At 49.6% G+C, this 16,842-nt stretch carries 27 protein-coding genes, 1 tRNA gene and 1 pseudogene; 11 read left to right on the forward strand and 18 right to left on the reverse strand.

Annotated features, from left to right (window positions below; genetic code table 11):
- Window positions 1-131: 131 nt before the first annotated feature.
- The 7 genes from INF86_RS03400 to INF86_RS03430 all read right to left on the reverse strand — a co-directional run bounded on the left by INF86_RS03400 (window position 132) and on the right by INF86_RS03430 (window position 2,997).
- The gene (locus INF86_RS03400; RefSeq protein ID WP_045345750.1) at window positions 132-401 is read right to left on the reverse strand and encodes a hypothetical protein; all 270 of its coding nucleotides are present in this window, start codon (window positions 399-401) and stop codon (window positions 132-134) included.
- 7 nt (window positions 402-408) lie between these two features.
- The gene (locus INF86_RS03405) at window positions 409-1,038 is read right to left on the reverse strand and encodes a glycoside hydrolase family 19 protein (protein WP_193543229.1); all 630 of its coding nucleotides are present in this window, start codon (window positions 1,036-1,038) and stop codon (window positions 409-411) included.
- Complete coding sequence (locus INF86_RS03410) at window positions 1,038-1,316, reverse strand: phage holin family protein (protein ID WP_193543230.1); 279 nt, start codon at window positions 1,314-1,316, stop codon at window positions 1,038-1,040. Before INF86_RS03410 ends, INF86_RS03405 begins: the two co-directional genes overlap by 1 nt.
- Window positions 1,306-1,695 carry a phage holin family protein gene (locus INF86_RS03415; RefSeq protein WP_017384387.1) on the reverse strand — a complete coding sequence of 130 codons (390 nt, stop codon included), beginning with the start codon at window positions 1,693-1,695 and terminating at the stop codon, window positions 1,306-1,308. The genes INF86_RS03410 and INF86_RS03415 overlap by 11 nt, the downstream gene beginning before the upstream one ends.
- Before the next feature lie 470 nt (window positions 1,696-2,165).
- Window positions 2,166-2,242, reverse strand: a tRNA-Arg gene (locus INF86_RS03420).
- 177 nt (window positions 2,243-2,419) lie between these two features.
- Entirely contained in the window at window positions 2,420-2,575 is a 156-nt protein-coding gene (locus INF86_RS03425) for a DUF3927 family protein (protein ID WP_109948546.1), read from the reverse strand.
- On the reverse strand, window positions 2,572-2,997 hold the full coding sequence (locus INF86_RS03430; RefSeq protein WP_193543231.1) for a tellurite resistance TerB family protein: 426 nt from the start codon (window positions 2,995-2,997) through the stop codon (window positions 2,572-2,574). Before INF86_RS03430 ends, INF86_RS03425 begins: the two co-directional genes overlap by 4 nt.
- Before the next feature lie 369 nt (window positions 2,998-3,366).
- Between INF86_RS03430 and INF86_RS03435 the strand changes: the two genes are divergently transcribed.
- Window positions 3,367-4,377 carry a hypothetical protein gene (locus INF86_RS03435; RefSeq protein ID WP_049126530.1) on the forward strand — a complete coding sequence of 337 codons (1,011 nt, stop codon included), beginning with the start codon at window positions 3,367-3,369 and terminating at the stop codon, window positions 4,375-4,377.
- Between the two features lie 13 nt (window positions 4,378-4,390).
- Here the strand turns inward: INF86_RS03435 and INF86_RS03440 are convergent, their stop codons facing one another.
- The 11 genes from INF86_RS03440 to INF86_RS03490 form a co-directional block, all read right to left on the reverse strand.
- On the reverse strand, window positions 4,391-4,768 hold the full coding sequence (locus INF86_RS03440) for an antiterminator Q family protein (protein ID WP_058659075.1): 378 nt from the start codon (window positions 4,766-4,768) through the stop codon (window positions 4,391-4,393).
- A gap of 14 nt (window positions 4,769-4,782) precedes the next feature.
- Window positions 4,783-5,772 carry a DUF968 domain-containing protein gene (locus tag INF86_RS03445; RefSeq protein ID WP_193543232.1) on the reverse strand — a complete coding sequence of 330 codons (990 nt, stop codon included), beginning with the start codon at window positions 5,770-5,772 and terminating at the stop codon, window positions 4,783-4,785.
- A 7-nt stretch (window positions 5,773-5,779) separates the two neighbouring features.
- Window positions 5,780-6,574 (reverse strand): KilA-N domain-containing protein, encoded by a 795-nt coding sequence (locus tag INF86_RS03450; protein WP_023330784.1) that lies wholly within the window; start codon window positions 6,572-6,574, stop codon window positions 5,780-5,782.
- A gap of 70 nt (window positions 6,575-6,644) precedes the next feature.
- Entirely contained in the window at window positions 6,645-7,052 is a 408-nt protein-coding gene (locus INF86_RS03455; protein WP_025760115.1) for a RusA family crossover junction endodeoxyribonuclease, read from the reverse strand.
- Window positions 7,052-7,279 carry a hypothetical protein gene (locus INF86_RS03460; protein WP_023337120.1) on the reverse strand — a complete coding sequence of 76 codons (228 nt, stop codon included), beginning with the start codon at window positions 7,277-7,279 and terminating at the stop codon, window positions 7,052-7,054. The genes INF86_RS03455 and INF86_RS03460 overlap by 1 nt, the downstream gene beginning before the upstream one ends.
- Window positions 7,276-7,935 carry an MT-A70 family methyltransferase gene (locus INF86_RS03465; protein WP_193543233.1) on the reverse strand — a complete coding sequence of 220 codons (660 nt, stop codon included), beginning with the start codon at window positions 7,933-7,935 and terminating at the stop codon, window positions 7,276-7,278. Before INF86_RS03465 ends, INF86_RS03460 begins: the two co-directional genes overlap by 4 nt.
- Complete coding sequence (locus tag INF86_RS03470) at window positions 7,935-8,429, reverse strand: hypothetical protein (RefSeq protein WP_063945204.1); 495 nt, start codon at window positions 8,427-8,429, stop codon at window positions 7,935-7,937. Before INF86_RS03470 ends, INF86_RS03465 begins: the two co-directional genes overlap by 1 nt.
- Window positions 8,426-9,352, reverse strand: coding sequence for a conserved phage C-terminal domain-containing protein (locus tag INF86_RS03475; RefSeq protein WP_193543234.1), 927 nt, complete (start codon window positions 9,350-9,352; stop codon window positions 8,426-8,428). Before INF86_RS03475 ends, INF86_RS03470 begins: the two co-directional genes overlap by 4 nt.
- Window positions 9,315-9,521: a DUF4222 domain-containing protein gene (locus tag INF86_RS03480; protein WP_072031544.1), complete on the reverse strand. Its 207-nt coding sequence runs from the start codon at window positions 9,519-9,521 to the stop codon at window positions 9,315-9,317. The genes INF86_RS03475 and INF86_RS03480 overlap by 38 nt, the downstream gene beginning before the upstream one ends.
- A gap of 249 nt (window positions 9,522-9,770) precedes the next feature.
- A complete protein-coding gene (locus tag INF86_RS03485) occupies window positions 9,771-10,232 on the reverse strand; it encodes a YmfL family putative regulatory protein (protein WP_193543235.1) in 462 nt (153 codons plus the stop codon).
- Between the two features lie 25 nt (window positions 10,233-10,257).
- Window positions 10,258-10,482, reverse strand: a complete 225-nt coding sequence (locus INF86_RS03490) for a helix-turn-helix transcriptional regulator (RefSeq protein ID WP_039268812.1) — start codon at window positions 10,480-10,482, stop codon at window positions 10,258-10,260.
- Between the two features lie 107 nt (window positions 10,483-10,589).
- On the opposite strand from INF86_RS03490, the gene INF86_RS03495 reads away from it, so the two are divergent.
- From INF86_RS03495 to INF86_RS03540, 10 genes and pseudogenes are all read left to right on the forward strand, one after another.
- Complete coding sequence (locus tag INF86_RS03495; protein WP_039269164.1) at window positions 10,590-11,249, forward strand: LexA family transcriptional regulator; 660 nt, start codon at window positions 10,590-10,592, stop codon at window positions 11,247-11,249.
- Window positions 11,250-11,363: 114 nt separating this feature from the next.
- Window positions 11,364-11,663 (forward strand): hypothetical protein, encoded by a 300-nt coding sequence (locus tag INF86_RS03500; RefSeq protein WP_227011064.1) that lies wholly within the window; start codon window positions 11,364-11,366, stop codon window positions 11,661-11,663.
- A gap of 588 nt (window positions 11,664-12,251) precedes the next feature.
- Complete coding sequence (locus INF86_RS03505) at window positions 12,252-12,611, forward strand: hypothetical protein (RefSeq protein ID WP_227414727.1); 360 nt, start codon at window positions 12,252-12,254, stop codon at window positions 12,609-12,611.
- Window positions 12,611-13,645: a chromosome partitioning protein ParB gene (locus INF86_RS03510; protein WP_193543236.1), complete on the forward strand. Its 1,035-nt coding sequence runs from the start codon at window positions 12,611-12,613 to the stop codon at window positions 13,643-13,645. The genes INF86_RS03505 and INF86_RS03510 overlap by 1 nt, the downstream gene beginning before the upstream one ends.
- Window positions 13,632-14,099 carry a hypothetical protein gene (locus tag INF86_RS03515; RefSeq protein ID WP_193543237.1) on the forward strand — a complete coding sequence of 156 codons (468 nt, stop codon included), beginning with the start codon at window positions 13,632-13,634 and terminating at the stop codon, window positions 14,097-14,099. The genes INF86_RS03510 and INF86_RS03515 overlap by 14 nt, the downstream gene beginning before the upstream one ends.
- The gene (locus INF86_RS03520; protein ID WP_227414728.1) at window positions 14,096-14,383 is read left to right on the forward strand and encodes a hypothetical protein; all 288 of its coding nucleotides are present in this window, start codon (window positions 14,096-14,098) and stop codon (window positions 14,381-14,383) included. The genes INF86_RS03515 and INF86_RS03520 overlap by 4 nt, the downstream gene beginning before the upstream one ends.
- Before the next feature lie 281 nt (window positions 14,384-14,664).
- Window positions 14,665-14,782: pseudogene (locus INF86_RS22615) on the forward strand (ead/Ea22-like family protein); the annotation flags it as partial.
- Between the two features lie 109 nt (window positions 14,783-14,891).
- A complete protein-coding gene (locus INF86_RS22350) occupies window positions 14,892-15,395 on the forward strand; it encodes a hypothetical protein (RefSeq protein ID WP_227414730.1) in 504 nt (167 codons plus the stop codon).
- Between the two features lie 35 nt (window positions 15,396-15,430).
- Entirely contained in the window at window positions 15,431-15,694 is a 264-nt protein-coding gene (locus tag INF86_RS03535) for an excisionase (RefSeq protein ID WP_071887073.1), read from the forward strand.
- A complete protein-coding gene (locus INF86_RS03540) occupies window positions 15,669-16,811 on the forward strand; it encodes a phage integrase Arm DNA-binding domain-containing protein (RefSeq protein ID WP_193543238.1) in 1,143 nt (380 codons plus the stop codon). Before INF86_RS03535 ends, INF86_RS03540 begins: the two co-directional genes overlap by 26 nt.
- Window positions 16,812-16,842: the final 31 nt, after the last annotated feature.

The following is a 16,842-nucleotide window of genomic DNA, read 5'->3' on the forward strand; positions in this document are numbered from 1 at the left end:
GATTCTGGCAGCTAGCCTGCCACGCTTTGTTATGCGCCAGGATGTCTTTCTTCGTCTGGCGGTCCAGTACATCCCAGTCGTGATCCGTTCCGTAGATGGGTTTAACCCAGTCGCAAGCCGTGTCCACTACCTCAACCCTTACGGGTCCAGTTGTCCCGCAGCTCGCGATCAACATCGTCGCCAGGCATATGGTTAACAGTCTGCTGTACATTGCTTGCCTCTTTCGTTGCTTCAACACGGCGCCCTGCTACTGCTTCAGTGGCGGCGGCCTTCTCTTCAGTGCGTTGCTGATCGGCTTTAGTTTCCGCTTTGCTGGTGCCGCGGATATGGCCCAGGCCAAAAGCGCCTGCAATGGCGGAAATGACCAGTGCGGCCAGCCCTATTATCGTTTCGATACCCACATTCACCTCACAACAGAACGGATTTCGCTAGGTTAAACAGCGCGCTGCGTTTATCCAACCCGTTTCTGCCGCCATTGATAAGAAGCGTCACGCGCTCAACGTCGCCGGAATGAAGAAGGCAACCGCGGGAGGCATAGAACCATGCGGCTGAGCGCGCGGCGTATTCATCCTGTTCAAGCAGCTCCGGGTGGGTAACAAGGTCCAGTTTCAACGCGTGGCCACAACTGCGATAGTTGCTCAGCCCGGTAACCTGTTTCAGCCCGCGACCGCGATATTTCCAGCCATCACCAGCGACCTGATTGCCAAGGTGTTCTTTTCCCCACTCACCACCGTATACCAGATTGGCGATCGCTTTCTGGTTTGCCGGTTGCGTTGCAGTTCTGCCAAGTGCGGCGGCCTGCTGTGGAGTGATGCGGTGGCTGCCGAACGTAGGGACCAGGTTTTCTGCCGCGTAATTCAGGTTCTCCACCAGCTGGGTAAATCTGGTGCTTTCATGCCCCATCTGGGCAATAAACATGGCCTGATCAAGCGGTGCGGTGATGCCGTATTCCTTCATAGCGGCGTCGATATGCGGAAACCAACGCGCTGCTAACCCGGCGCTGATACCAGCCGCCTTCTGAAATTGTGTTTGGTTCATTAGTGCCTCAGACGATCAACCAGCCGCGCCATATTTCCACGAACCTTCAGGACGGCGGCGAAGATAAGAATGTTTGCTACCACCACCAGCCAGCTGGAATCACGATAAAGGCTGAAGATGAACTGCAAGGGGATCGCGGCGTAAACCAGCACGGTTATATACGCCAAAATAGAAATGATGGGCCGATGCCGGGCGCCATGTCGCTGGTAAAACATCAGCACGATGACGATGGCCGCACAAATAAACGCATTAAAGACTGCTGACGGGTCAATTGCCATTTCCCCCTCCCCCGCGTAGCCGCGAGAAAAACTTGAACACGTTGTTCAAATCCTGGTTGTTAAGATAAGTGAGGATTTTTATACACAGGGCAGACAGAATCACTGCGCCCAGTGCATCCAGCGGTTTTTCATAGTGCGAAGCTGCATTTAGCAGTGAGCCAATAAGTCCCGCCCCGAGCACCCCAACGATAAACGACGTCAGGAAATATGCTGCCAGTCGGGCGCGGGACAGGTTTGTGGCTGTCGCGACGTAGAACACCGCACCACCAAACGCCCCGAACACCACACCAAAATCTGTATGAGTAAAGACGCCGTACAGGACTGAACCCAGCAGGCCGCCGCCGAGAACAGCGCCGGTGCCGGTTAATGGATCGGACATTAAGCCCCCTCTTATTGCTGTGATCCCTCTCAGGAAATTTGAGGGGAATAAAAAAAGCCCGCTCGCGAGAGCAGGCTAAAGTGATGATTATCACAAGAAGGTAGAAAGGAGATCATCCGAAAGACAGGTAGTGACGTCCGGGTATCGAGGCCGATTCACTGATTGTTCAGGAGAACCATCTGCCAGCGGATATATCCCCTTCTTCTTTAGCGTAGCCGTAACTTCGGGAAACGAGCAAAAAAAACCTGCTGTTTAAAGCAGGCTCTCAAGGAATTATCAATTCGATATTATTGTTATCGTGGTGCCGGGTGCCTCCCGGTGAGAATTACTCCAGCAAACATTCCCGCGTCTGAGAGGTTTCCTTTTCAGGTAACTGCTGGAACGCCCCTCCGCATAGGGGGATTCACCACAATAAAAAAATAGCGCATAAATCAGAGTTGAGAAACTTCCTCGCTTAACGAATTGGACACTGGTCCGCCATCGAGGATTCGAACCCCGAACCACAGAGGTAGAAGCTCCGTGCTCTTTCCAGTTGAGCTAATGGCGGAAAAAAAAGACCAGCATTGGGTTGCTGGTCATGGGTCATGCAGTTGTCTCTGCGAAGTTGGTGTATCCCCACCAAGTGTTATCAGTATCGAGAGCATTATCGAATGCCAGTTTACTATAGCACCGAAGAAAAAATTCACTCTGTCAAAGGCCATCAGAAATGACCTTTTGCAAAGTGTTATTTACTGGATTTAAACAGGGGCCAGAGTAAAGCAATTACCCCGGCTACCAGCACGCCATCAGCAAGGATGGACATCATTTTGCTGGTAAAGTCGATGGCAACCACCAGGAACAACAAAACTCCGGCGGCTGCCCAGCGCAGTTTTCCGATCACAGGTACTGATCCAGTGGAAGTTGCAGCGCCTGAGCAATTTTCTTGAGCTGCTTCTCTTCTTCTTCCCCGATGCCGTCATTGTCAGCGACATCAAGGCACAGGCAAAGAACATCAACAGCATCGTTTGTACCGGAAACGTCAGCCAGTTCGCGCAGCGCCTGTGCATTAGCAGAGCGCGGCGAAGCTTCATAGCGAGCACGGATATTGCTACTCATCTGTGCGATCTCACCAGCGAACGGTGCGAAAGCAGGCAATGCTGAAATGGTTTTTTCCATAGTGGCGATTTCTTTCGCGTCGCATGTGCCGTCGGCATACGCAATGGAGTAAGCACCCCACACTGTAGCTTCAACCGCGTCGCGATTTTCCATTTTCTTAACTTCGACAACAGCTTTACGTGCTTTCTTTTTGAAGATACCGAACATAGTGACTTTCCTTTTAGCGGGTGAGCCAGCGCTCAGGAATGATCGGCCCACAGAGACAGTCACACCGACCGTTCCCTATGGCTCACCCCTGAAAGGCTCTGTGGTTGAATTGCGCCGAGCGTGGCGCGGATATGAAAAAGGCCGCCTTTTGGCAGCCTCTAAAATGACAAAACCCCGGTGTAGCGAGGTTTTCGAATCGTTTTAAGTCCGTGGCGTAGAAACCACTCTTAACACAGTAAACGAGAAAATGCGGACCGCGTTAGTGATTTTTGACGAGTTTTGCTTTATTTTTCCTACACACAGCAAAATAAGAAAGCAGTTCTTGCCTAACTATACAGTTAACGCGGGGCTTAGAATGAGGGATTATCTTTGGGTGACATACAGTATGATGTAGAGTCCGAGCAGCAAGCTTTTGAATTGCTCGAACGTTATCTGAGTGGGCAAGGCCTACCAGAAAAAATTACGTTCAATGGTTGGCCTAGCCTGACTATCAGGCTAACCGGTGATAAATTTAACAAATCACTTACACCCTCAGTAATGAAGGGCTTCGTTGAGATGCAATCGCAAATCAACAAGTCTTATGCGCTTGCTAAATACGGCACTCCAGATGTTCGCAGGCTAACTAAAGAAGAGCTTGATGCTTTAGAAATTGAAGTTACAGTAGAGCAAGGTTCGTCACTTGTTGAGATCAACATTGATGGATTCCTGAGCAAGCTTACGCACGAATTGGTAGGAAAAATGAACGCCACAGAGATTGTATTCACAGTTCTCGGTGCTGCCGTCATATGGGGCGGTGTAACCGTCTTTAAACGCTTTTTAGATAACCGTAAAGATACTCGCCTCGCGGAGATTGCTAAAGAAGGCGATAAAGAACACCTGCGCGCAATGCAGGTGATGACTCAAGAAGAAACGAAACGCCTTCAGATCATCTCTGAAATGGTGGCCCAAAAGCCTCTTCTCGACAATATGGATCGCATGTCTTACGACGCTAAGACAACCATGGTCAAGTCATTCGTACGCTCAGATACCGCTGAAATTGATGGGGTAACCATCGATTCTGAAACTGCAAAAGAATTGGTCACAAATGCACGTCGCCGCTCTGTCGAAATGCGTATAGACGGTATCTACCGCATTGAGGAAGTGAATAACACGGACCCAGAGTGTTTCAAAGTTAAAGTTCGTAGAGTCGATTCTGACCAGCGACTGACTTGCGTAGTGCAGGACATTTTCCTCGACGAGTCGGGAAACAAAGAAGCTCTCCAACGAGCAGAATGGGAAAGAAAACCTGTTCATTTAAGTATCAATGCAAAACATGTTGACGGTGATATCAAGTCAGCTGTGATTTTGTACGTCAAAGATGTTGAGAATAAGCCCGAATAATCGGGCTTTTGCTTCACGACTTCACTTCGACATCCATTTCTAAGCCCACATCCAGCATGCTAAGGCAACCGTCAATAAACCCTTCTGCCATCTGGATCTCTATGCGTATTAGCTTCTCATCCTTCTTTCTCGCTTTCGCGATTTTCCGTTTTGAGATGCCATATAGATAATGAGCAACCAAGAGCGAATGCTCATATGGTTTTCGTTTTTGAAGCCGAGCCAAACACCCTTCTATAATCAGGGCGTCGTCGTCAGTGCAAGAAAGGCGGGATTTACTTGTTTGAGGAAGAAGCCCTTTGAAACCAGCTGCGATTGGTGAGTAATCCACACCAGAACTATCGCTCGCGGCCCAACCTCCCCAACGCTCTAATACCTTCTGAATGTCACGCATGTTATCTCCACTTTTCATGCTAATACGCCGATTGCCAGCGCACGATCTAAAAACCGAAACAGCAGCGTTAACTGGTCGCCGTATTTCGCTTCAAATGCCACGGGATCAGCGTGTAACTCGTCGTGATGCGCTCTGCACAGCGGTATCACAAACAGGTCATGCGCCTTAGTACCCATTCCACCCTGCCCGTGGCCTATCAGGTGGTGGGGGTCGTCTGCCGGGTTATTGCAGCAACTGCACTGCTGCGACTTCACCCAGCGGGTGTAATTCTCGTTTTCCCAGCGTCGGCGCTTTGGCCTCAGCATGAAAGATTCCGGCGTTTCAGGATCGACCCTCACCGCCACTATCTTTTTTGCCTTCTCCTGAAAGACTTGCGTAGCCGATAATGACGGGACAATGTCGCTTTCCCTCATCACTGAACTGTGCTGTTCTGGCTTGATTCTGAGTGCTTTACTCGCCACTGATTCAGGAACAAGGTCAGCCAGATCATTACGTACCATCCACCAGCAGAACTCAGGAAGCGAAAGAGTGTGGTCAGGGCTGAAACCTAAATCAATACTTACCCTTTCCAGCAGCCATTTTACCAGGTTCTGCATGGCAATTCCTGCCAGTCTTTCAGTGGTTTGCTCACGTAAATGGTTATCACATGACCAGCAAAGACGAATGCTCCCCGGAGCGTGGCGCATCACCGTAAAGTCACTGGCATGCCAGTCAGTGTGAGGCCACTGACATTCAAATTTTCTCTCCAGCCAGGCATCAAGGCTGCTCAGTCCACCAGCACGCTGAATAACCCTCTCATTCATGAAAAGCGGCTGCATGCTGACATCATCTGTCAGTGGCTGGTGCGCTTCCGGAATAAGACCAGATGGCAGATGCTGGATTGCTTCGGATGGTGTTTCAATAACTACCCGGCCACGACGAAATAACCACAGCAACTCGTTTCCTGGGCGGAACAGCACCACCCCGGACATTGGCGCAACTTCAGGTGTCAGTAATGCTCTCACTGTTACCTCAGGCTACGATGTCGATTATTTTAAGAAGCTCCGCAAACTTCGACTCAAAGAAATGAGGCTGAGTTTCTCGCGGGTTCGCAGGACTGGTGATGTTCTTGCCATACATGCAGCCTTTGGCAGTAAGTGACCAGAACTTTTTAACACCATTCACTCCAGACCGACTGTTTCGCTCTTTTTGTTCCACAATCCCAAAGCGGGACATCATGTGATAAACCTGATTGGCGGTGATGCGGATGTTTTTTGCTTTAAGCAGAGCGCTGAGTGATTGTGTGGGACGGCTGGACCCATCCTGCGCACCAGCAGGTGCATCGATCGCGTAATGCGGCATCAGATCTGGAAGACCAGCTACCTGCTGGAGTTTTTGATAAGCACCGAGCCTTGAAGAGTTTGAGAGGTTCAGCATTTTCGCCGCCGATTCAAGCAGGATCACGCCAGCCTGAATTTTGTCGGATGTCGGCGCATTGGATGCAGGGTTCTGTACGGCATCGAACGTTCTGATGACTTTGAGGTTAAATTTCGGGCTGATCCACATTGCATAGGAATAAACCAACTCCTTGCAGACGAATGTCCCCTGGTTAACACCACCAGTAAGGGTGACCAACGGGGCCGCTCCTGTAATTCCAGGAGCGCTCGAAATTTCAGCGATGAGTTCTTGCGTTTGGGTAAGACAGGACCAGTTGGAAGGCTGGTGACGTTTTTCACCTCCCGCCGCACGATGCAAATCATTCAGGCAGTAACGACCATCAAAATCACGGCGTACGGAAACGCCATCAATTACGAATAACTGATTCATATGTTTCTCCACTTGTTGTAGTGCGAGCGGGTCTGCACTCCCGCTTCGCTGACACTTTTTAATCTAACACTCATGCGCGTACCAATGCATTGCTATTTTGCCTACCATTTTCGACATAGCTGGCGATCGTTATTTCAACCTTCCCGCCAGGTACCTGCGGTGCCCACTCCACCAGCATTCGTTTAACCTGACTGTCATCCTCCCAGATGCCTGCATGTGTCAGTGCATCAAAAAGCGCCTTGTTGTAATTGTCGATATCGCGGCGGCGGGCATCTGGTGGATAGAGAATGATCTCAACCGCCGCTGGCGCTGTGGTTGGTTTAGGCAGGCGGCGTAATTGTTCAATAATCGCAGCGCAAGCAGCGCTCTGATATTTGCGGCCAGCAGCACTGATGAGATGGCGTCCTGCCAACGGCCCCTTATTGGGGGCTCGCCAGTAGGTGTTTACGCTCGGTGGGAACGGGAGAACCAGTTTCATCATGACTCCACTCCATAGCGCCCGTTCAGGCGTCCGATTACGCTGTTGAACATCACCAGGCTTACGCCCATCGGTTTAACCTTCTCGTGGTACTCCTTCAGGATCGGAGGTACAGCCTCGTTCCAGCTTGGCTTAGGCTTTTTCTTCAGGGCTTTCTTAATGGCATCTGAGCATTGACGGGCAACGTCACGTACAGCGTTCTCCTGCTCTGTGGATAGTTTTTTCATGCAGCACGCTCCTGAGGTTTGCCCATTGGAACGGCTACTGCCGGGATAAGCTCAACGGCCGGTGATACTGACTGATTTCCCCAGTGGTCCCATCCAGGCGCACCGCAACGGCTGAACAGTTCTATGCGCGGAACATCACCGTAAAGCTTCTCCAGCCGAAAACGGGCCTCTGCTGGTTTCTGGCTGTGTTCACCGAGTGGACTGTAGATAACCTGCTTGATGCTGGCGCACTTGCGTTCCAGTCCATTTCCCCTGGTGGCGATTAGCAGGTCTTCGGTATTGGCTCGGGTGTAGTTCCCGCCGTTCATGCGTGTTTGTACGTTCAGCAGGTCGAGGAAGTCGTAAAAATCCTCCACACGCCCTGCCTGAAGTGCTTTGTTGATATGCTGCTCTGCCAGTGGGTTGAACTTTACCCAGGTAAAGCCCTTCATCGTGCGTACTTTAAAGCCCCATGCTTCAGCCAGCTCGATAGCCTCTCGGGTATGCGTACCGGTGAACCACATAGCCAGAACTGCATCATCGGCAACCAGGTCCCAAACCGGCAAGCGCTTCATGTCGATAAGCTTCATCGTGCCGTAATGGTTATTTGCAGCGCCATTGCTGATGGTGTTCCCGTATTCCCACGCAGGGTCGGCATAAATCAGTGAGTATTTCATCAGACATTCCTCGCTCGGCCAGCCAGACACCATGCATCAGAGGGTGCTTTCACTTTCGGCGCCATGCTCAAGCAACGCTGACGCTCAATCAGTATCTTCATCCGCTGCTCTTCGTTCTTAGAGCGATTAAAGGCATCCAACAGAACTGTGGCCGCACGCTGGTAGAGCCCTTTTTCAAACAGGCCTTGAGCCTTATCCATCATCCTGGTTACAGCTGGATTCGGCGCTTCTTCCTGTTCCGATACAGCTGGTGTATCTGCCCGGTTAATTTTCAGTGCAGAACGCCCCTCGCTAACGTCACCACCCGGCGCTTTGGCAAAATACTGGTAGCACTTACCGTTATGCTGCCGTGTTGCGCGATTCAATTTGACCAGATGGCATACACCGCGCTGAACAGCATGAAGGCGGTATTGAGGCATTGAAGCTGCGATCTGTTTGTTAGTTAACCCAGGGTTTTCAGCGATGAAAATTTGAATATCTTTCAGAAGGCTCATGAGTTCGCTCCTCTGAAGCCCGCCGGGACTTTGCTGTAGTCGGTATTCTGGAAGCTGGATTTAAAGATTCCATCCTCACGCTCCCACTTCCCGTTAACACGCGCTGGCCTTCCGGCATTCGCCCAGTTGGTAGCGGACTTCAGATACGCTGGAAACTTTGTTGGCTGGAAAAGTGTCTGCGGGCGCAGGTAGGACGCCATTGTTAAATCGTCGCTCCACTTGGCGTTGCAGTAGTCCACCACCAGCGATAGCTCTTCAACGGTGAAACCCTCCCCGATTCGGGCGCGAATGTTTTGCAGCGAGGTTGTTGAAACCTGATAACGCGAACTGGTCACCTGGTTCAGATGGGTTAAAACCTGTTTAGCCTGATCGGTGATCAACACATCACCGTCTGGTTGCGGCGCAACCGGACAAATAGGGTTTTTAATATCTGTAGTATTCTCTGTTGTATTCTCTGTAAGAACATCAGTGCAATTTGACCTGATGAGAGCGGTTCGTTTTGCCCCGATGGAACGTTCCACTTTGACCTCTTCCATCGGTTCATTTTGACCTGATGGAAGAGTGCATTTTGAACTCTTCGATTTGGTCACTTTGACCTCATCTAAAAGCTCACTTTCGTAGTTGATCGTGTAATAGTTCGTCATGTCGCGCTGAGACTTGTTCAACTGCTCAACTTTGAGTACGCCAAGGTTTTTCAGGCGGGTGAATGTGCGCTTCAGGGTGGATTCAGACCAGAACGGGAACTGCTCCAGCCACTGCTCATTGGTGTTGTAAATCCAGCGCACGCCGTCACGCTCCAGTCCGGAGGTGGTTTCTTTCAGCCAGTAATTAACCTGCTGCAAAGCAATGGCCTCGTTCAGCCCAATGCTGTACGCAAGGTCAGGGTTAATCACTATCGGGCGGGATGGCATTAACAGGCTCATGGTCGTCCTTTAACTCTGTAAATTTACGCTGGAATTGCTCAAGAGGGCTGAAGCACTCATGATCGTACCCTTCGCGAAGGTATATAACGCGTCGGGTCTCAGGCTCCCATCTGATGACGTGGACGGTGATGCCTCTTTGGTCTCTGAATCGCCGGTCAACTTCAGCCATTCCTCACGCCCCTTCTCGTTCATCAGTTCAAATGCCTCTACCATCGCGTTCTCAGGCTGGTAGTTGTTCTGATCCGCCTGGTTGTTTAATCTCTCCACATAGCCGAATGGGGAATCTTTTCCCACCAGTGGAAGGCATCTGAATTGCTTCGCTGGTCTCAATCGGTTTAAACTGTTCATGCGTTAGTTTCTCCACTGAATACGACACGCCACGACGCCCGGAGCTGCACACTCGCGGGCGTCACTTCTTTTAGATTTTCTTACGGCTAAACAGCGCGACAATCGCGCGGATCTCTTCTTCACGCGCTGCCAGATGACGGCGGTGATATTCGTTGATTTCTTCAGCTTCATGACGTTCGATTACTCCATCTTCGAGAGCTCTCTGGATCACGGTATCAACACGTCCACGCGCTGCTGACGTTCTCATGGCACGATCAAACAGGTCGACACGATCAAGGTCTTCAAGTTGAGGAATGTCCACCAGCAGCGCGCCACGGCGACGGGCAAAGTAATCCGCCAGGAGGGACGTATTCGAGATGTCTTCCATGGCCTCCAGCTCGTTCACTTCGAAGAACCTGCAACCATTCTTCTCATACAGGTTGTTGTTGAACTGCGTTACTGACATGCCAAGAGCACCGGCCATAGCTTCACGGCCTCCTGGGTACGCTTTGCACATCGCTTTAACTACTTCTTTCAGACTTGGCTCTACCATATTGATTTTCCTTTGGTAGTTATGTTTACACCGCAGTTTCACTAGACTTCAGCGGTGGGAAAACATCATCGATACTCACTTCCGCGCCGAAATCATTAAGGGCAGAAACGATTGCACGGCACTGATCGATGTTCATTTTCCTTTTGCTGTTTTCGTAATGACAAACAGCCCCTTTTGTTACACCAAGTGCGCTTGCTAGGTGCCCTTGTGTAATGCCCAGATTTGTTCTGATAGCTCGTAGATTATTCATTTGACTCTCCCGTTAACAGGATGAATATACATTTTGTATCTTAAATCCACAAGATGAATATACGTTTTGTGACTCGATTTAAGGTATACAAGTTGTATTATTTTGGTATGACTATGAAATGGTACGACCTCGCTAAATCCCTGATGAAATCTCAGGGAATTACTCAAGAGCAGCTGGCAGAACATCTTGGTATAACTAAAGGTGCAGTAAGCCATTGGCTGAATGCACGCCGTGAACCTAGCCTGGGGGAGATCGCACAAATCCTAGAGTTTTTAGGAAAAAAACATTTCTCCGTTGGCGCGGGAGGTCTAATAGTTGATGAGACCCTCAAAGGGGATGTTGAGTACGTTGGGCCATATAAGACTGGTAAAAAGTATCCGGTTTTGAGTAGCGTTAAAGCTGGGGCGTGGGGAGAAGCTGTTGAAGCTTATACCTTGAAAGATATCGATCTATGGCTTGAGTCCGATGCACATATTCAGGGAGAGGCATTCTGGCTAGAAGTTGAAGGAGATTCTATGACAGCGCCAGTTGGACTGAGTATACCTGAGGGCACTTTTGTCTTATTTGACACAGGAAGAGACCCTATAAACGGCAGCTTGGTGATTGCAAAACTATCAGATACAAATGAAGCTACATTCAAAAAGTTAATCATTGATGGTGGTCAAAAATATTTAAAAGGGCTTAATCCTCAATGGCCACTTATGCCAATCAACGGCAACTGTCGAATCATCGGCGTAGCAGTTGAAACCAAGTTACGGCTTCTCTAAAAATTTATTTATACCCAGCTTCCAGGCTGGGCTCTAAAATCTTACTGCACTACATATCTTAAGCCTTAAGCGCAATTCTTTTCATCAATTCTTCCGTTAAGAAACAAATACATAATGTTAACGCCGATTTTTTGTATACAAATCGTATTGACCACAATGAATACGTTTTGTATATTTCAATCATCAGCAGCGAACATTGTGGTGGCAGGCATGAAGATAGAGTTGAAAGTTGACGGAAAAACTACTGCCGAGTGCAGTGATGAATCACAGTTCCTTGCATTTAATGCTGCCGTTTTTAGTGCTCTGTCGGACATGCAACTTGCCCTTGAAACGGAGCGAAGGGCTCGAGCAAAAGCAAAAATGGCTTCCTTCAACGAGAAGTTATTTAAAAAGGTTCCCACGGGTCACAATTAAGTGAATCCAAAAGTTTGATGGTTTGATAGGTAATAGCTTCTTGTTTAACAGTGCTTCCAGGATTTGAAAGTTGCTCGCGTAGTAAACGTATTTGGTTGTGCAAATCATCTGAGAGTGGACCCTCGTTAGCGCATATTGCAGCTGAAATGGTCTTAACCGCAGATTCAATAGCGGAGAGTCTTAACTCAATAAGATCGTTATTCATAGATTTATCTTCTTGGCTGTGTGAGAGCTCCAAGAATACCACTGAGCCTGATGTGGTGAAAAGACAGGCAAAGTTTTGATTGCTGTGTGTAGTCTTGGCGGTCGGCAGTTTTGGATGTCCTTAATGTCGACCGCCCCTTTTACACAACTGAAAGCGCGTTCAGCGTTCAACTTGAGAGGCCGTAGTCGTTAAATCAACTCAGGAGAACGCGCTCCCAATTGTGGAGAAGCTAACTGGCGGTGGCAGCCGCCCGTTTCACTAAGTGCCCTGGTTGGGTGCTTATTAAAACGAAACCCCTTTATTTTTTGTCGCCAATCGGCGAGGGATTCGTGCAACCAAAATTCAGCGCTGTGCAGAGCGCGTATAACACGGAGAAACTATCCATGACGAACACACAGAACGTCACCGAGTTACAACCACGCATGACCCGGGAGCAGCTGATCGATGCAGCGCGTAAGGCCGCCCCTCTCCTTCCGCCAGCTTATCGCGGAATTATGACCGAACTGGCTAACCGCCTGGACTATACAAGCGTAGCGCTTTGCGAAGCGATGGCGCAGCGTAAACAACTGGCTCTTCAGAACGCTACTCTGCGTGAAGATGTCGCAAGCTGGGCCAAAGAGTGTGACCGCGTTGTTGAACGCTACACGAAGACCAGAACCAATATGCATTTACTGGAAGCCCAGCGAGAATTGCGTGAGCTGTCACCCATCGTCATTTCCCAAAATAACGAGGTGGCTCTCTGATGGCTAACTCATTCAAGCAAATGACCCGTGACGGGACCATCAAGCGCACCGATACCGGGATGTTCATCAGCCTCGACCAAATCCATGTGCGGGAAGGTTTCAACAAACGCGAAGATGATGAACGTACCCGCCAGGCAGATGATGACCTTTTCAACTTTCTGATGAATGGTGGCTCCGTTCCCCCGCTGGAGGTTATCGCCCGTGATGAAGGTGGAGTGTGGGTTGTTGAAGGCCACCGTCGGCGTCGCTGCTATGCGCGCTGTGCAGAAGCTGGTAAGCCAGTAGACCGCATCCATATCATGCCGTTCAACGGTAACGATGTTCAGCGCCTGGCGCGCATCATGACCAGTAACAACCAGCTCCCGCTATCCGATATGGAACAGGCAGCTGTTATTCAGGAGCTACATAACGCCTTTAACCAGACCACCAGCGAGATAGCAAAGCTGGTGAATAAGTCTGTGGCCACCGTCGAGAAGCTGCTGCTCCTCAGTACGGCGAACCATGACGTTCAGCAGGAGGTTAAATCCGGTGCTGTGTCAGTCGATGTCGCGGTTGATCGCGTTATGGAGTATGGCGAACAGGCCGGGAAAGTACTCCAACATGATAAAGCTGTAGCGGCTGCCCAGGGTAAATCGAAAGTAACCCGTAGCTCTATCGCGCCGGAACTGAGTGTAAAGAACGCACGCCGTTTCGTTGAGCTGATGGCTCAGGCCACGATCAGTGATGAAGGCGTCTTCACTCTTGAAGGGACTGCACTGGCCGAGGCGCTGTCGATTATGGACGAACATAAAGCCATTGCTGAAGCACGTGAGCTCTATCGCTTGTCACAACCAGTACCGACAACAGAAATTCGCGGACGTTCTCTGTATGTGATGCTCGATGGTAAGGAAATTGGTCGGGCCTCACTGTATCGCGGTAAAACCGTTTGGCTGGACATGGATGACAAAACCATTGTCGCCAGCCAGTCAAAGGCTGTGGCCCACTTCGTTAAGCAACACAAATTGCAGCAGGAGCAAAATCATGACAGCCAATAAACCAATGACCAGCGAACAGCTTGAAGAACTGATGACTATTGCTGTCAACATGCAACGAGACAGTGAAAAAGTGAGTGACCGCCCTGCTGCTATGTTCGCTTATGCAGTGCAGGTAGCTGTTCTGGAACTGCGTAAGGTTCGTAATGAAGCTGCTGCGCTGGCTGCGGAAAATGCGGGGATTAAAGCTGCGATTGACGCAACTATCAGATGGCAGCAATCAACCGATCCGGAGAATGTCGAAAGCGTTCGAATGCTGGTCGACGTTAAAACCCCAGCAACCGAAGTTATCCTGGCTGATGTAATGGCGCAGGGTGTGGAGATGTTTGCCGCACATAAGCGAGAACGACAGCAGGCTCTGCGTAGCCGAAGCATGAGGATGTCTGAAGAGGCTGCTGGCATGGCCGCTGATGCTGAGAACTTCGCCGCCCAGCTTCGCAAAGGAGTGCAGTCATGAGCAACTCGATCGACGCGCACCTTACCGATGAGGTGATCAATGCAGCATTCGAAAACACGAATTTCGGTCGCTCTGATTTCCGCACCATTCTGGCTGAAACCGTAATGAAACGTGCTGCCGGGTATCACTCTGGCTGGACTGCAACAACTATTTGCATGGGGCTTGGCTTGCTGAGCTCGAAGAACCAGAGTGCAACCAAGCTCGGGCTGACGTTTGCTTTCCATCACTACTACAAGCCATGCGTGCGTGAAGCACTGATGCCTGTCCAGGAGGCCGCCCAATGAGCAACATCGACAAACATGCGCATGGAGAAAAAACGCGCGAGGCCTTTGAGCGGTGGGCTGAGCAATCTGGAGCTCTTCCGTGGGGAATCCTGAAAAAGCACCGCAATCAAGACGGAACCTACCCTGGCCCGCATTACACCTACATGTGGCATGCATGGAATGCCTGTCATGAGGCGCTGCTGGATGAGCTGGAAGCCAAGGGCCGCCGCATCGAAGAAGAGATTGTCCGAGCTAACCGCGAGCACCACCGTGGTTTCATGATGGCGTGCGGACATCTTAAAGAGCATTCAAACGTTCATTATGCCGATGCTGCCGAGATGGAGATAGCAGCCCTCCGCAAGCGCATCAATGAACTGGAGGCGCGTGAGGTGAAATTGCCTGAGCGTTACGAGGTAGACATGTGTCCTACCCCTTCCCCGGATGGTGAGTGGTATTCGCGCGAAGACGTATTGTCAGCCTTGGTATCCGCTGGCCTGAAGGTCGCCGCAGCCGTTAAAGGAGAGGCATCATGATCACTATTACCAAAGAATGGCTCCAGCAGACAATCGCGGAGCTTGAAGAAGAGCGCGATGGTGTGCCCGGCGCTGTAAACGAAGACGCGGCTATGGCGTTGGCAGCGATGAAGATTGCGCTGGCATCGCTCGAAGCGGAGGCGGTGGCATTACGTGACGAGCGTTCAGGTAGTGGAGGTATCAGCAAGAAGCCTGGCTTTAATGACCTACCGCATGGCACACCGTTATACGCCGCACCGCCAGCGCCGGTAGCAATGAAAGACCATCAGATCCGTGAGCTGGTGAACGAGCTGCGTGATATAGCAGTCAAGTATCACGGGAGCCAGCAGCTTCGTGAACACATTGCTCGCACAATACGCGCCGCCATGCTTCAGGGGGCCGAACAAACAAACTACCGCGCTATTGTTGAGCGGATAGCTGAAATAATTCATGGCAAAGTGACTGATATCGATCTGCTTACGGTAACAGTTAAGAGCATGAAGGATAAATTGCAGAAATAAACACCGGGTGCAGCCGGTTAAGTGGAGAGAAACGCATGGGGCAGTTAGTAACACTTCATGAGTGGGCATCTGGTCCTAATGGATTCAAATATCCATTAAGCAACTCAGCATTAAACAAAATAGCAAAGACCAAACAGACTTATCCGCCAGCCTTAAAGCAAGGTCGACGCTGGGTTATAGATGAAGATGCTCGTTTTGTTGGCATGGTTGGCAGTGTTGATATTTCAACTTCATTATCAGACAAGGCCCGCCAGTTAGTGGAGAAAGCAATAAATGGCAGCTCGCCCCAGAAAACATAATGTCAAAATACCCAACCTTTACTGTAAGTTAGATAAGCGTACTTCAAAAATTTATTGGCAATATCGCCACCCTGTAACAGGTTCATTTATTGGATTCGGAACAGATGATGAAGCGGCAAAAGCTGCTGCAATCGAGATGAACCGTATAACCGCAGAACAAGAAACTCAGCAATCTTATGCTCTGATTGATATGGCATTGAAGAGCTCAGGGAAAAAGGATCAAGGTATACGTGTTTCTGAGTGGATTAAAAAATACATCGAAATTCAGATGGAAAGGTTGCGTGACGGTGAGATAAAAAACCCTACTGTAAAATCCAGACGATTATGTTCTCAGATTCTCGCAGATAGAGTGCCAAACCTTCGCCTGAAGGATGTTGATACAAGACTCATTGCAAAAATTATTGATGAATATAAGGCAGAGGGAAAGCACAGAATGGGCCAACTGATAAGAAGCGTACTAAACGACGTGTTCAAAGAGGCGCAGCATGCTGGCGAGGTTGATCCTGGCTACAACCCAGCCTTAGCTGTAAAAAATCCAATAGCCAAAGTGAAACGAAGCAGACTTAGCATTGAACAATGGAAGTTGATTTTTGAAAGCGCAGGCTCTTTACCGCCTTGCGCTCAAAATTCTATGCTTTTGGCTTTAGTAACCGGGCAAAGGATAGGTGACATAGTCGAGATGAAGTTTAGTGACATTTGGGATAATCACCTTCATGTTACCCAAAATAAAACCGGAATGAAGTTAGCTATCCCCTTAAATTTAAGGTGCGATGCAATCGGGTTGACTCTGGCTGATGTTATTAGTAAGTGTCGCGATAGAGTAGTAAGCCCTTATCTGATCCACCATGTTAAGCATCACGCTTACGGTAAAGCGGGATCTCACGTTCCAGAAAAAACGATATCAAGATATTTTAAGGAGGCAAGAGATAAAGCAAATATCACCTGGCCTAAGGATTGCACTGCCCTTCCGCCGTTTCATGAACAGCGCTCGCTTTCATCAAGAACATACAAAGCTCAGGGTATAGATGTCAAAACTCTTTTAGGGCATAAAACCGAAGCAATGAGCGTAATGTATGGAGATGATCGTGGTCTAGAATGGAAAAAAGTTGTGATTTAAACAGGGAGTTTTGGGGAATTATTTTGGGGAT

Origin of the sequence: Enterobacter cloacae complex sp. I1M (assembly GCF_014982425.1) — a bacterium.
Lineage (GTDB): Bacteria > Pseudomonadota > Gammaproteobacteria > Enterobacterales > Enterobacteriaceae > Enterobacter > Enterobacter intestinihominis.